At 37.4% G+C, this 15,454-nt stretch carries 12 protein-coding genes; 6 read left to right on the top strand and 6 right to left on the bottom strand.

What is annotated here, in order from left to right; genetic code table 11:
• Positions 1-407 precede the first annotated feature (407 nt).
• From JNUCC74_RS14295 to mreBH, 4 genes are all read right to left on the bottom strand, one after another.
• On the bottom strand, positions 408-1,859 hold the full coding sequence (locus tag JNUCC74_RS14295) for an NAD-dependent succinate-semialdehyde dehydrogenase (RefSeq protein WP_454065860.1): 1,452 nt from the start codon (positions 1,857-1,859) through the stop codon (positions 408-410).
• Between the two features lie 91 nt (positions 1,860-1,950).
• A complete protein-coding gene (locus JNUCC74_RS14290) occupies positions 1,951-3,159 on the bottom strand; it encodes an acyl-CoA dehydrogenase family protein (protein ID WP_454065859.1) in 1,209 nt (402 codons plus the stop codon).
• A gap of 16 nt (positions 3,160-3,175) precedes the next feature.
• Positions 3,176-4,330, bottom strand: coding sequence for a CaiB/BaiF CoA transferase family protein (locus JNUCC74_RS14285; protein WP_454065858.1), 1,155 nt, complete (start codon positions 4,328-4,330; stop codon positions 3,176-3,178).
• Positions 4,331-4,910: 580 nt separating this feature from the next.
• Complete coding sequence (mreBH, locus tag JNUCC74_RS14280) at positions 4,911-5,918, bottom strand: rod-share determining protein MreBH (protein WP_077318028.1); 1,008 nt, start codon at positions 5,916-5,918, stop codon at positions 4,911-4,913.
• 607 nt (positions 5,919-6,525) lie between these two features.
• On the opposite strand from mreBH, the gene JNUCC74_RS14275 reads away from it, so the two are divergent.
• From JNUCC74_RS14275 to JNUCC74_RS14265, 3 genes are all read left to right on the top strand, one after another.
• Positions 6,526-7,314, top strand: coding sequence for a CAP domain-containing protein (locus JNUCC74_RS14275; protein ID WP_454065857.1), 789 nt, complete (start codon positions 6,526-6,528; stop codon positions 7,312-7,314).
• A gap of 512 nt (positions 7,315-7,826) precedes the next feature.
• Positions 7,827-8,594 carry a lysophospholipid acyltransferase family protein gene (locus JNUCC74_RS14270; RefSeq protein ID WP_454065856.1) on the top strand — a complete coding sequence of 256 codons (768 nt, stop codon included), beginning with the start codon at positions 7,827-7,829 and terminating at the stop codon, positions 8,592-8,594.
• Between the two features lie 788 nt (positions 8,595-9,382).
• Positions 9,383-10,378, top strand: a complete 996-nt coding sequence (locus JNUCC74_RS14265) for a glutaminase (protein WP_077318025.1) — start codon at positions 9,383-9,385, stop codon at positions 10,376-10,378.
• Positions 10,379-10,616: 238 nt separating this feature from the next.
• Here the strand turns inward: JNUCC74_RS14265 and JNUCC74_RS14260 are convergent, their stop codons facing one another.
• On the bottom strand, positions 10,617-11,963 hold the full coding sequence (locus JNUCC74_RS14260) for an alanine/glycine:cation symporter family protein (protein ID WP_454065855.1): 1,347 nt from the start codon (positions 11,961-11,963) through the stop codon (positions 10,617-10,619).
• A 368-nt stretch (positions 11,964-12,331) separates the two neighbouring features.
• On the opposite strand from JNUCC74_RS14260, the gene JNUCC74_RS14255 reads away from it, so the two are divergent.
• The 3 genes from JNUCC74_RS14255 (at position 12,332) to JNUCC74_RS14245 (ending at position 14,022) form a co-directional block, all read left to right on the top strand.
• Positions 12,332-12,805: a low molecular weight protein-tyrosine-phosphatase gene (locus JNUCC74_RS14255; protein ID WP_454065854.1), complete on the top strand. Its 474-nt coding sequence runs from the start codon at positions 12,332-12,334 to the stop codon at positions 12,803-12,805.
• Positions 12,806-12,817: 12 nt separating this feature from the next.
• Positions 12,818-13,114, top strand: coding sequence for a YtxH domain-containing protein (locus JNUCC74_RS14250; RefSeq protein ID WP_454065853.1), 297 nt, complete (start codon positions 12,818-12,820; stop codon positions 13,112-13,114).
• 83 nt (positions 13,115-13,197) lie between these two features.
• Positions 13,198-14,022: a YihY/virulence factor BrkB family protein gene (locus JNUCC74_RS14245; RefSeq protein ID WP_454065852.1), complete on the top strand. Its 825-nt coding sequence runs from the start codon at positions 13,198-13,200 to the stop codon at positions 14,020-14,022.
• A gap of 101 nt (positions 14,023-14,123) precedes the next feature.
• On the opposite strand, the gene JNUCC74_RS14240 is transcribed toward JNUCC74_RS14245, so the two are convergent.
• A complete protein-coding gene (locus JNUCC74_RS14240) occupies positions 14,124-14,933 on the bottom strand; it encodes a helix-turn-helix domain-containing protein (RefSeq protein ID WP_454065851.1) in 810 nt (269 codons plus the stop codon).
• Between the last annotated feature and the right edge of the window lie 521 nt (positions 14,934-15,454).

The following is a 15,454-nucleotide window of genomic DNA, read 5'->3' as shown; positions in this document are numbered from 1 at the left end:
CGTATTCTCTCATTAAAAATGTAAGGTGCCGTAAGTTTCCCGCTTCAAGACCTGATTTCATGCAAAGGGTCAAAGCGGGAGAAAACGGCACTTAAATGCCCGATTCGTTCAACGGCCTTTGGGTCACACCTTTGCAATACGAACATTTCGTGTAAAAAAAATTCACGGAATGAAGTTTCACTTTATCCCGCATCTAAGGTGCCGTAAGACTCCTGCTTCAAGACTTGAGTTCGTGCAAAGGGTCAAAGCGGGGGAAAACGGCACCTAAATGCCCTATTGGTTCAACTAACATTCCGTGTAAAAAGCATTCCACGGAATGAAGTTTCACTTTATCGTATAAAAAAAACGATAGCTTTCTCCTTAAAGTCTTGGCGACAAGCCAAGTTTTTCTAATTTAAAAACGATTTTTAAGTATCAATGCCTATGGAAATAAACTTTTTCTCTAAAAATTCATCCATTCCATGATGCCCACCTTCTTTTCCTAAGCCGGATTGCTTTATTCCACCAAACGGAGCTTCTGGTGTCGCAGGAAACACATCATTAATCCCAACAATCCCATAATCTAGCTGTTCGGAAACACGAATAGCCCTGCTAGTGTTTTCTGTAAAAACATATGCTGCTAACCCATAGTCACTATTATTTGCCTTATCTACAGCTTCTGTTTCTTCAGAAAAGACTTGGAGTGGCAGGACCGGTCCGAATGTTTCTTCATGCATGATTTTCATTTCATTGGAGACATTAGATAGAATAGTAGGCTCAAAATAGTAACCCGATAGTTCTTCTGTATTCCAAGGCTTACCTCCATGCTCAATGATGGCACCTTGTTTGGCCGCATCTTCAACATGAAATTGAACTTTTTTACATGCTTGCTTATTAATCAATGGGCCGATATCTGTATTTGCTGCTAACCCATCTCCTAATTTTAGTTTTTGCACCTTTTCTTTCAACAGGTTAGCAAAATCATTCATGACAGACTCATGTACGAACAACCGATTTGTACAAATACATGTTTGCCCATTATTTCTAAATTTACTCGCGAGTACTAGTTTCGCTGCTTTTTCCAAATCTGCATCTGCAAAAACGATACTAGGAGCATGACCTCCTAATTCTAAAGATAGTTTTTTGATGTGATTGGCACTTTCTTTCATTAGATATTTTCCTACCTCTGTTGATCCAGTAAATGTAATTAAACGAACATCTTTACTAGTAAGTAATTCCTTGCCAATGGCTGTTGCATCACCAGTAACGAGGTTTACCACACCACTTGGCAATCCAACCCGTTCAAAAATCTTCACAATTTCAATGGCAGAAAGAGGTGTATCAGGTGCCGGTTTTAATACAACCGTACATCCAGCAGCAAGAGCAGGTGCAAGTTTTCTAGTTATCATGGAGGATGGAAAATTCCAAGGTGTAATTGCTCCTACCACGCCAATAGGCTGTGGTATAACAATTAACCGTTTAGAGGTAACCGAGGTTGGCAACCATTCTCCGTAACTTCTGCTCGCTTCCTCGGCATACCATAGTAAAAAGTGGGCAGCCCCTTTGATTTCTCCGATTGCTTCCTTTAATGGCTTTCCTTGCTCCATTGTTAAAATTTTTCCAAGTCTTTCAGCATCTTCGTACATCATTTGATAAGCCTTATACAAAATTTTTGAACGTTCTCTTCCTGTTTTCTTGCTCCATGCAGGAAAGGCTTTTAATGCTGCAGCAATCGCTTGCTTAGCTTCTTTCGTACCGGCGTGAGAAACTTGTGTGATTGGCCTTAAGGTAGCGGGGTTATAAACGATTTCAGTAGCACTTTCCTTTACTTCATGCCAAATCCCATTAATAAAAACACTTTTTGTATATGCTTCAAACATGAGAAGACCTCCTTTTATTATTTTTGTGTCTAAGCTGATAACGTAACTAGACTAGCATTTCGCCAAAGGCTGGACGCTAGTCTCGTTTTCCTTAACTATTCGTATGCATGGTTTGCTTCCATGCCGGTAACATCTTGTTTAACGGTTTATCTTGGCGATATCCTAGAGCATATTCTGCTTGCATGATCGTATGGATTTCTCTTGTTCCTTCGTAAATAACCGGTGCTTTTGAATTACGTAAGTATCGTTCAACAGGATATTCATCTGAGAAACCGTACGCTCCATGAATTTGCACGGCATCATCAGCAGCTTTATTAGCAAGGTCACAAGCTTGCCACTTTGCTAATGAGGTTTCTCTTGTATTTCGTTTTCCTTCATTTTTTAATTCACCTGCACGATAAACAAGCAAGCGGCTCATTTGCAGTCCAGCTTCCATATTAGCGATCATTTGTTGTACAAGCTGATGTTTCCCAATTTTTTTACCAAAGGTTTCCCGTTCATGACAGTATTTGATGCTAGCTTCTAAGCAAGCCATAATTTGTCCAACTGCCCCGGCTGCTACCGTGAATCGGCCATTATCTAAAGCAGACATAGCGATTTTAAAGCCTTCACCTTCTTCACCGAGCAAATTCTCCTTTGGAACCTTGATATGGTCAAAGAAAATTTCTCCTGTATTTCCCGAGCGAATCCCGAGTTTCCCTTTAATTGCTTTTGAGGAGAAGCCTTCCCACTCCCTTTCAATAATAAAAGCGGAAATTCCTTTATGTTTTTCTGAGCGGTCTTTTGTGTAGGCAAAGACGATAAAATGGTCAGCAATATCACATAATGATATCCACGTTTTTTGCCCATTTAAAATATAATAATCTCCTTGTTTATAAGCAGTGGCCTCCATTGCTGCCACATCAGACCCAGCGCTAGGTTCTGTTAAGCCGAAAGCGCCAATTTTTTCTCCTTTTGCTTGGGGAACGAGATACTTTTGCTTTTGTGTTTCTGTTCCCCATTGCAGTAGAGTCATACAATTCAACCCAGTATGAACGGAAACTGCTGTTCGAAAGGCTGTATCTCCTCTTTCAAGCTCTTCACAGACAATTGCAAGTGAATTATAATCCATGCCACTGCCGCCGTATTCTTCGGGAATACATACCCCCATTAAACCGAGTGTTGCTAGTTTATCAATAATTACCGGATCGAATTTACCCTCTCGATCCCATTGGGCAATATAAGGCATGATTTCCTTATCAGTGAAGTTACGCACTGTATTTCTTAATATCATTTGTTCTTCTGTAAAATGAAAGTTCATAAACTAACAACTCCTTTTATTCACTTGCATAGTTTTTTTGATTTAAGATAATGTCATTATGTTCTCCTGGATTTGGAGGATGGTATCGATAGGAGACAGGTGTACGTGACATTTTTAACGGACTGCCAATCATGTTAATTGTTCCAATAGTAGGATGAGGCATTTCGACAAACATCTCTCGTGTTAATAGCTGTGGATCATTTACTACTTCAGCAATATGTTGGATTGGTCCAATTGGCACCCCCATTTCTCTGCATTTCTCTAACCAATAGGAGGTTGGCTTTTGCAAGAAATAGTCTTGGAGAATTTCAACTAATTCATTTCGATGAGCAACTCGGTCGGGATTCGATTGGAACCTTGGATCATGCTTGAGTGTGGAACTGCCAACTATTTCGCATAGTGCCTGAAATTGCCTATCATTTCCAGTAGCAATAACCATTTCACCATCTTTTGTGTGAAAAGTCTGATAAGGAACGATATTTGCATGTTGGTTACCAAGTTGCTTTGGAATTTCTCCCGACATTAAATAATTACTGCCCATATTGATAAGGGCGCTCACTGCCGCATCATATAAAGCAATGTCGAGCTTTTGTCCTTTTTGTGATTGCGTTCTCTCTAACAAAGCTGCTTGAATTCCAATACATGCATACATGCCAGTCAATATATCAGTTATCGCGACCCCCATTTTTTGTGGACCTGTATCTTCGTCGCCAGTTATACTCATCAGGCCACTCATCGCTTGAATGATAAAATCATAACCCGGCATATCTTTATAAGGTCCCGTTTCACCAAAGCCTGTAATGGAACAATAGATTAACTGTGGATTAATTTGAGAAAGAACATGGTAATCTAATCCAAAGCGTTCCATCGTGCCGGTGCGGAAGTTATTAATAATAACATCGCAATCTTTGACAAGCTCTTTGATCTGATCCGTTCCTTCTTTTGTTTTTAAATTTATTGTAATACTCTTTTTATTTCGGTTAGCACAAAGATAATACGCACTTACTCCGTTTTGGAAAGGCGGCCCCCATTTTCGTGTTTCATCACTGCCTCCGGGAGCCTCCACTTTAATCACTTCAGCTCCAAGATCCCCTAAAATCATTGTGCAGTAGGGCCCGGCTAGTACACGTGATAAATCAAGGATTTTAATATGTTCTAAGGCACCCGCCATGTCTTCACTCCTTCATTCTAAATGGAATTAACTATTTTGCCTGACAAACGTGATGTATCCGGCTTTCTTTGTATTACAACCATTAAAAATCGCCAGTAAATCCCCCCCATATGATTAACATATTAAGCTGGTATGAATTTTTTTCTGAAGTCAATGCAAATCCCATAGTTGTGCAAGAAAAGAAATTCTTCCTATCTAGTAGATCATAGGCTCTCTGAGAAAATAAAAAGCCAATTCAACGTTAAATTACAATACCTGTAATTTAAGATGAACTGGCTTTTATCTGTTGGAACAACTCTGGAATGGAGCTGTGAACAGATTAGGCAGTGATTGATAGGTTATTTCCAAAGTAGGAATAATGATTTCTTATTCTTCAGTATACTATGATTATATGAAAATGTAAACGGTTACTAAATAGTTTTTTAGAAAAAGATACCTTAAGAATAGGTGAATATCTTGGTTTAGAACATGACTTTCAAGAGTATTCAGTAACAAACTTACATCCGCGGAGAGTTTCCCCACGGATGCTGGAATGAATTTGTAACCCTTAACGGTTTGTTTGACTTATTAATATAGTAAACTATTTTATTGCCTTTTGTAGCTTGCTAATCATTTTTAAAGAACGTCCTGTTCCAATTGCTACAGATTCTAAAGGATTCGGAGCAAGGTGTACTGGAACGATCAATTCGGTAGATAACCACTCCTTCATACCATGTAAGAGTGCTCCGCCACCTGTTAATACAATCCCGTGATCGACTATATCTCCACTGAGCTCTGGAGGACAATTTTCTAATGTAGATCGAATGGTTTCAAGCACCTGCCCTAATGATTCTTTTAAAGCAAGATGTATTTCTTTAGACGTAATCGTAACGGTTTTTGGTAAACCAGTTACCATATCACGACCGCGAATTTCCATTGTTTCTTCTTTATGATTAGGATGAGCATACCCAATTTCCATTTTAATATTTTCAGCTGTCCGTTCACCGATAAGGATATTATAAGTTTTTCGTATATGATGAATAATTTCTTCATCCATTTTGTCTCCACCAATACGAACAGAATTGCAAGATACAACTCCGCCAAAGGAAATAATGCCTACCTCTGACGTACCTCCACCGATATCCACCACTACACTAGCGATTGGTTCATCAACTGGTAAGTCAGCACCAATTGCAGCCGCAATCGGTTCTTCAATTAAATGCACCTGCTTTGCACCATAGCTTGTTACGGCATTATGGATAGCCCTCCGTTCCACAGTCGTGCTACCTGAAGGAGTGCACACGACTACGACTGGTTTACGCATCGACATACCAATCTTTTTACTTACTTTTTTCAAAAAAGCCCTTAGCATTTGTGTGGTTACATCATAATCAGCAATAACTCCGTCTTTTAATGGTCGGATTGGAATAATATTTTGCGGAGTTTTTCCAACCATTTCCTTTGCCTCTGTTCCAACAGCAACTACTTGCTTCGTATTGACATCAATAGCGACAACTGACGGCTCATTTAAAACGATTCCTTTTGATTTTGTGTATATTAAAATATTTGCAGTACCAAGGTCGATTCCAATTTCAGCAGTAGAAAACATAGTTTAATCCTCCATTGATAAAATATTCCTTATATAGCATTCTCTTAATAATAATCATTTTAGGGGGTACATAGACAAGTGTTAGTTATTGGTAATTATTATTTAATTAAATAGATTTATCTGTATTTTTGCCTTCAAATGATGCAAACGCTATGTAATCTATTGTTTTTTCCAATTCCTTAATCAAACCTAACTTTTCAAAAGCTTCCCTCACTTTATTTTGCATGGTCCTTACCTTATACGGTGTATTAAAAAGTAAGTTTCTCAGTATGAAATAAAATATAAATTGTCCAAACATTAATTATATAATACTTTTTTGTCGAAAGGAAATAGAATACGTAACATTTGTATTACAAATTAACGTATTTTGTAATAAATTTGAGTTTGCTAGTGTTTGTCAACCCCGTTTTTTTTGAAATTTCTACCTCTAAATTGAAATTTTACCTATTCTTTTGTTTTTAATATGTTGTGAATTCTAATAAACATAGGGCTTATGGAAAAGTGATGCTTGGCATTTTCCTGTTGGCAAGGCTTGCCATAATTATTACAAAAATTCCATGCTATGATTAGTTTGCACAAAACAAAACAAAAGGAGTGTGTAAGCAACATGTTTAAAAAGATAGGTGTAGCAGTAGCATTATCAACAGCCTTATTATTCGGGGGTGCTTTTTCTTCTTCCGCAAATGCTCAAGCCAAAGCGCCAGAACAAAATCAGACGTTCAAAGCCTTCTATTCTATTAATGGAAATTGGCAAAACCTTTCTAAAGACGAAGTAAATAACTTGTTTAATAAATATATGAAAAATGTACAGTCAAAACATAATAAACGTAACTGTACAAATCAAGCGAAAGCTCCTGAACAAAATCAGGAACAACCAATAGAGAAGCCAACTTCCCAAAATCCAGAAAAGGCAAATCAAGCTAACCCTAATCAAGAAAAAGCAGAACAACAGCCAAATACGAACACAGCAGAACAAGGTAAAACAGAAGAAAAGCAAGAACAGGCAAAAACAGGTGAATTAAGTCAGTTTGAACAAGAAGTTGTTGACTTAACGAATAAAGAAAGAGCAAAACAAGGCTTGCCAGCACTTAAAATAGATGCGGAGTTGAGTAAAGTAGCGCGTGAAAAGTCCAGAGATATGGCAGCTAACGGTTACTTTTCTCACAACAGCCCAACTTATGGTTCACCATTTGATATGATGAAACAATTCGGTATTCGTTATTCTACAGCCGGAGAAAATATTGCCAAAGGTCAACGTAGTCCACAAGAAGTTGTAAATGCTTGGATGAATAGTGAAGGCCACCGTGCGAATATTATGAACGCAAAATATACTCATATCGGAGTTGGCTATGTAGAGCAAGGCAATCATTGGACACAACAATTTATAGGTAAATAATATAGAATACTAGTTTTATCCTTGATGTAAGGTGCCGTAAGATTCCCACTTCAAGACCTGAGTTGATCCAAAAGGGTCTAAGTGTGAGAAAACGGCACCTAAAAGCTTGATTGGTAACTAAACATTCCGTGTTCCACGGAATAAGTTTCACTTTATATGACCTTTACTTGCAACAATGTGAGTAAAGGTTTTTTGTTCCACTATAGGAAAGCATAAGATTTTGGGTTTATCGTATAAGAAAGACGACAGCTTTTCTTATAGAAAATTATAAATCTTGTACATTGTAGATAATTTTTGTGACCAAATCATCCTGAAACTAAGATGCCGTAAGATTCCCGCTTTAAAAGTTAAAGGAACAAGGAGAAGTCCAATTTGGAGATAAAGGCACCTCCTTTATTACCGATTACTTAATCAATTCACTTTTTTCCAATAAATTAGAGATTACTCTTTTGCACTTGCTGTTTTTAGCTACACAAATGTATAATATGCTATGGTGAAAGGAGTTATTAAAGATGATTCGAACATTAGCAATATACATATATGCTGGGCTGCTTGTACTTGGTACAATTTTTCAATTACAGAGGGCAAAGAAATTGAAAAAGAAGCTCAGTCATGAACAATTGTTTATTCAACCAAGTCGTGTCTCAAGAAAAGTATTTGAACGGACAGGCAGTACTGTTGAAGTTCATGGTCAAGAAAAGCTTCCGGAAGGGGCGGTTCTGTTTGTAGCTAATCATCAAGGCTTATTTGATATATTGACCATTCTTGGCTATTTAGGCAAACCAGTTGGATTTATCGCAAAAAAAGAAATAAAAAGATTACCTATTATTGCCCCGTGGATGGAGCTAATACGTTGTGTCTTTATTGACAGAAAAGATCGCAGGCAATCAGTTAGATCAATTAATCAAGGAATAAAGAATTTGCGAAATGGTTATTCCATGGTGATTTTTCCGGAAGGTACCAGAAGTAGAGGAAATCAAGTTTACTCGTTTAAATCAGGCAGCTTTCGTTTAGCACTAAAGGCAAAGGTTCCGATTGTTCCAATTGCTATTGATGGTACCTATCGAATGCTTGAAGAACAGAATGGGAGAGTTAGCCCTGCTAGAGTTTCCTTAACAATTAAGGATCCAATCCATCCAGAAGAATATGCAGGGATGAAAAGTACAGAAATTGCCAAAAAGGTAGAACAAATCATTAGGAAACAGATAACACAGCATCAAGTTCAGAAAGAAAACCATTCAGTTAAACCTCCCCACCCACCTGTTAATGTGCAATTGTAATCGACCTACTATGATTAAACCGTACTTAATAGAAAAAACGAGTGAATTAATAGTTGCTGTTTTAAAGGGAAATAGCAGTTAGCAGTCAAGTATAGATGTTTCAAGGGCTTGGTAACAATGGTAAGTCTGCGAAACGTTAAAATACATAAAGGTTTTAGTCTGGAGTTAAGAGGGTACCCGAAAGCCTTTATCCTCTGTTTGCACTTGCGCTTTTAAGGTAAATATGAATGATTTACCTGCGTTTAGGTAAGAATAAATGAGAGATAAAGATGGAGAAAAAAGATTATTGGTTTTATAATACACGTAGAGTTTTGCTTTATTATCAATTTAACCCCCTTTTTACCCTGCATGTAAATGGCAGTAAGATCTGCTCTTTCATGCTACGAGGTGAAACATAAGGATCAATGGACGATCCAATTATAAATCAAATGTCTTTTAGGTCATCCCCTTGCGGTACGACAATGGGGATAAAAGAAAACCCCTACTGAATTAAAGATTTGCTTTATATGTTTAGGGTGGGGTAGGAATCGATTCGTCCATTCCATCTACGTATAAGTTAATGGCAGTTGCCAAGCTGACACACTGCTGGTCAGGACTCTTATTATCTATAGAAACCGTGGGAGTATGTAGCAAAGCGCTCACGGTTTAAAGTTTTGCTTTTTTGCGTCTCAAGAAAGGCTGAAATATCCGTTAAGAGGTTGAGGCTATTGCTAAAGAATTGCTTGCAGCGGGCATATTGCCGGTTGAGTTTTTCTTTAAGTGAGACATACAAATAATGAGGTGATCGCATGGTTCAAGGAACAGTGAACTGGAATACAGAAATTACGCAAGAGTGGCTGCAATCCTATGTCGACGACTGGGTCAAATTTTATAAAAAAGAAACAAAACAAGGGGAGGTTGCATCCTACATCCCCATTTTAAAAAAAGCCAATCCAAACCATTTAGGAATCACGATCGTAGGTAAAAATGGGATGACGATTCGTTCAGGAGATGTTGACATTCCTTTTACGATTCAAAGTATTTCTAAGGTTTTCAGTTTTATTGTTGCTTGTATGGAAAGAGGAGTGTCCTATGTACTAGATCGAGTTGATGTAGAACCGGCGGGAGAAGCGTTTAATTCAATTATGCATTTAGAAATGCGTAAATTAAAAAAACCATTTAATCCATTTATAAACGCTGGTGCTATCACCGTAACATCATTACTAAAAGGTAAGACACCCGAAGAAAAGCTGGAGCCGATCTTCCAGCTGTTTGAGAAAGCTCTTGGCCATCGTCCGCGCCTAAACTATGATGTTTACGAGTCAGAAAGAGATACTTCAATAAGAAACCGCGCTATTGGATATTATTTACTTGAACTTGGTTACTTGGAATCGGATTTGGAATTAACACTAGACACATATTTTAAACAATGTTCCATTGAAGTTACGTTAGACGATTTAGCAATCCTCGGGTTATTGCTTGCGAATGATGGGATTAACTCAAAGACAGACGAAGAAGTTATTCCAAGAAATGTTGTCCGTCTTGTTAAGTCTTTAATGCTGACATGTGGAATGTATGATGCTTCTGGAAAATTTGCCGCATATGTTGGTATACCAGCTAAAAGTGGTGTATCAGGTGGAATAATCGCTTTAGCACCACCAAGAGTTAGAAGTGAGGTTTTACCGTTTATTGACGGTTGTGGAATCGGTGTATACGGTCCGGCATTAGATGAAAAAGGAAATAGTATTGCTGGAATTAAATTGCTTAAGCATATTGCAATGAAATGGGATTTGAGTATATTTTAAACCAACAGATAACTTTAGTTAAAAGAAGTAACCATTAAAACTTAAAAGGACGGGGCGTTAATCCGAATGTAAGGTTCCGTAAGACTCCCACCCAGAGTTGAGGACAATACAAAAAAGTCTAAGTGGGAGATAAACGGCACCTAAATTTCCGATTGGTTCAAGGGCCTTTAGGTCATCCCCTTGTGGTACCAACCATGAGTAGGGAATGAAAGAAAACCCCTACTCATGGAGTTTCAGTTTATCGTCCTTTTGCCGCTCGTTCTTCTTCCTTAGCAACTTTCAAAAATTTCTTCGTTTCATAAACGACTACACCTGATAATCCCAACAGTCCAATTAAGTTAGGGACAGCCATTAATGCGTTCATAATGTCTGAAACACCCCATACGATATCAAGCTTTTCCATCGAACCATATAAAAGCGCAAGTACAAATACAATTCGATAATAAGGAATGGCTTTATCGGTAAAGAGATAGGAAAAGCATTTTTCTCCATAATAAGACCAGCCAACAATCGTAGAAAATGCAAATAAAATAATTGCGATGGTAACGATATATTCACCTGCATCCCCAAGGAACATAGAAAAAGATGCAGTCGTTAAATCTCCACCAGACAAATCGCCTTGATACATATCGGCCATTAAGATAGTGATTGCAGTAATGGAACAAACGACAATTGTATCGAAAAACACCTGTGTCATAGAGACTAGGGCTTGACGGCCTGGGTAATCCGTTTTGGCAGCAGCTGCGGCAATCGGTGCAGAACCTAAACCGGCTTCATTAGAAAATACACCTCGTGCAACTCCATAACGAATAACTGTTCCTAAAATACCTCCCCCTAGTGCACTCCCACTAAAAGCGTCGGTAAAAATTAACCCGATAACACCCGGGACAACCTCAAGGTTTAAGAATACGATAACCAATCCGCCAATAACGTAAAATAAAGCCATAATCGGAACTAAAAAAGCGGTGACTCGACCAATCCCTTTAATTCCCCCAAGAATAACCAATCCAACTAATAAGGTTAAAATAATACCTGTGGCTATAGGTGGGACTTGAAATGAATTATCCAATGCATCAGAAACAGCTTTTGATTGTACCATATTACCAATACCAAATGCTGCAATTGATCCGAAGATTGCGAAAATAACGCCAAGCCATTTTACATTTAATCCTCTTTCTAAGTAGTACATTGGTCCACCAGACATTTGTCCTTTACTGTTCTCCACTCTATATTTAACTGCTAGTACAGCTTCTGCGTATTTCGTTGCCATACCGAATAAAGCGGAAACCCACATCCAAAATACGGCACCAGGCCCGCCGAGAACGACAGCTGTTGCTACACCAACGATATTACCAGTTCCTATCGTAGCAGCCATGGCAGTAGTCAATGCTTGATAATGACTAATATCTCCTTTAGACTTTTTGTCTTGTTTACTAGGGCTGAAGGTTAATTTAAGTGCATAAGGCAAAGTGCGAAATTGAAAAAAGCCTAAACGAAGGGTTAAATATAAACCAGTCCCTAGAATTAAGATTAATGTAGGTGGTCCCCAAACAAAGCTACTTATCTTGTTAACTACATCCATCATTTTTATTACCCCCTTTTTTTCTTTTAATAAAATATTCCGAAAAATAAGTATAGATGTCAAGAACTTTTTTTATTGTAGGAAAGCATAAGGCTTCGGGTTTATTGTATAAGAAAAACTATAGCTTTCGCGATAAAGACTTGGCGAAGTTTTTCTAAGAATAGTTTAGAAAACTGACATCAGGATTATTCGAAAACAGCTGTCGGCAAATGTTAAAGACAAGAGAGGCAGGATAAATAAATTTTATTTAATTTAGGGACAAAAAACAACATATTATTACAATAAAATTGAATTTTAAATAGAAACCTTTGCCGTTAAATGAGAAGTTGCTTATAATAGAGTAGAATATTTACTTAAAAGCAGGTGGTAAGATGATACGCGTCATGTTTGTTTGTCTGGGGAACATTTGCCGCTCGCCAATGGCAGAAGCGATTTTTTGTGATTTAATAAAAAAAGAACAATTAAACGATAAAATAAAAGTAGATTCTGCCGGCACCGGGGGATGGCATATAGGAAATCCACCACATCCTAAGACGATTGCTATTTTAAAAAAACACAACATTTCTACAGAGGGTCTAGTAGCTCAGCAAATTAGTAAACAGGATAAGGACAAGATTGATTATATTATTGCGATGGATGAGCAAAATAAACAAGACTTGCTACAGCTTTTTGGCGAGGACGATTCTATAGAATTTGCCAAGCTAATGGACTTTGTTGATGAAACTGCGGAAAAAGATGTTCCTGATCCTTATTTTACAGGGAATTTTACATATACATATGAATTAATTTCCAAAGGTTGTCATCAATTATTACAGTATTTAAAAGATAAACATGCGATTTCATAAGGAGCGATAATGATGGGAAAAAGAAAATTTGTAATCGGGGTATTTCTTGGAGCTACAGTAGGCGGACTGCTTAGTTTACTTGATAAGGATACAAGAACCTATACAAAAGATAAACTAACACGAGTGAAAGTTGGGACAAGCTATGTAATCAAAAATCCATCTGACGCTGTGCATAGTGTACGAACCGCCTTTACTTCATTTAATCAAGCATTTTCAAAAGGTGCAGAAAATGCCATAAATACATTGGAGCAAGTAGAGACAACGTTAGAAAAAATGACGAATAAAAATAAGCTAGATCGAATAGAGTAGATTAATTGATTAATTCTCATCTGTACTAACCGTTGTTTAACGCTTATTGTTAAACGTTAGGGAACATATTTAGGAGTAAGATGATGTTAAAAAAAGTTGTATGGTTTGGAAAACAGCTATATCAACGGATGTTGGAAATAGATGTCTTTGGCTTAGCTGCTCAATTAGCGTATTTTTTGCTCTTGTCGCTATTTCCTTTTCTACTATTTTTAGTGACGCTTATTGGTTATCTACCTGTGGATGAGCTGACTGTATTGGATACTATTTCTGCATATGTACCACCGCAAATTTATGATCTGATTTCTACAAATGTGGAACAGTTAGTGCGTAAACAAAATGGCGGTATGCTTTCCTTTGGAATAATTGCCACGTTATGGGCAGCATCTAACGGTGTAAATGCTCTGATGAGGGGATTTAACCATGCTTATGAAGTGGATGAAAACCGGTCTTTCATTGTATCAAGACTTATCGCTATTGTATTAACTGTAGCGATGGTAGCAATTATTATTATCGCTTTGCTTTTACCAATATTTGGCAAGTTGGTCGGTATCTATTTATTTTCCTTTGTTGGATTATCTGAAGGATTCATTCAAGTGTGGGAAACGCTTCGTTGGGTTGTTTCTTCCGTTGTTTTCTTTATTGTTTTTCTAGCTTTGTACACGTTAGCACCAAATAAACAAATTTATATAAGAAATGCGATTCCTGGTGCTTTATTTGCAACGGTTACTTGGCAATTAGTGTCACTTGGATTTTCTTATTATGTAAGTAATATTGGTAACTATTCCGCAACATATGGCAGCCTTGGGACAGTTATTGCTTTAATGATTTGGTTTTATCTATCCGGGTTAATTATTTTAACAGGTGGCTTAGTTAATTCCATAATCAGAAAAAATAAGTTGGAAAAATAAAAGATTGTTTTCCACTATCATTTTTTGCTAAAATAAAAGCTTCACAAGGCAGATGTGAACTGCCCCCTGTCAAGTAGACAGTAGGAAATAATAAAAAAGATTTAAGTGGCTTTAGCTCTATATTCCATAGGGCTAAGGCCGTTTAATCGCTTTTGATACCTTTCATAATTATAAAAATGAATATACTCATCTATCGCAGTAGTAAGTTCCTCAAATGTCTTATATTTATGTAAATAATACTTCTCACATTTCAGTGTCCCAAAGAAGGCATTCTCTGCACGTAAACGTTCGTTCTCCTTTGCGATTCGATGCATTTCTAACTTCATTTTTTCTTCGGAAGTTAACTCATTTTCACTTTTAGAACGTCCTCTTCTATCCTGTAACGCATCCCATCCACCATCTTCATATTTACGTACCCATTGATATACTTGTTGGTAAGACACTTGATGATTATCCGCAGTTTGTTGATAATTCTTCCCGTTCGCTAAGGCATCTTGTACCATCTCAATTCGTTCTTTCCAAGTTGTTTTTCTCCCTTTAGTCATCGAGCTCGTTCTTCCTTTCGACGTATCCTTTAATTCTCTATGACTATTATACTGCTTTATCCATTTTCGAAGTACGGATGTGCTAGATATTTTATACTTGCGAATGACCTCCCGTTGAGAATACTCCCCTGATATATAATCTTCTACAGCTGCTTGTTTTAAATCTTTAGAATATGACTTCCATGTCCTTGAGTCCTCTAATCCATTTAGACCGTATTTCTCATATTTATTAGCCCAATCATACAGAGTTACCTCCGAAATTCCGTATTTTGAACATAATTCTATTAGGGTATAATCTTCATGCTTATATGCCTTTAACACTTCATACTTAAACTTTCTAGAGTAGAATTTATATTTATTGGACATAAAAAACTCCCCTTAAGGTAATAACAGATTTTTATTTTTTAATCTGTCTACCTTAAGGGGAGCATATCAATGTCCTATGAGGCTTTTATTTGTTATTTAGGAAACGATGTCTGTTTGTATATGGTAGAACTTTTTGAAAAATATCTTCGTCATCTCGCTTATATACTCGTACTGCTAAGCATACTTCGATCTGCTTCCTACGATAAGTTAATATCAGCTCGAATCTAAAGGAAGGTTACGAAAATGGGCTTGCTATCCAACATCGGCATACCATTGTTGAGGGGTGTGTTTCTCACCCGGAATGTAAGGAGTCTTATTTCTCTGGAAAAATCCGCTTATTTTTTTCAAACTTTATGAAAGAAACAACTTCGAAATTCCCGACTTTTAGGGGACAGGACAAGAAACACTACGCCAGCGTTACATCGCACGCAGAAAAAGTGTTTTTCTTTTTCAAGGAGAAAAGTACTCCTTGAATGAAGTTTCGCTGTATCTCGTCAGGAGATCCGCCAGTTTGTACGCCG

The sequence above is a fragment of the Cerasibacillus sp. JNUCC 74 genome (assembly GCF_053667775.1).
Note: the sequence above shows the minus strand (reverse complement) of the source record. Positions and strands in the feature narration are given on the sequence as shown.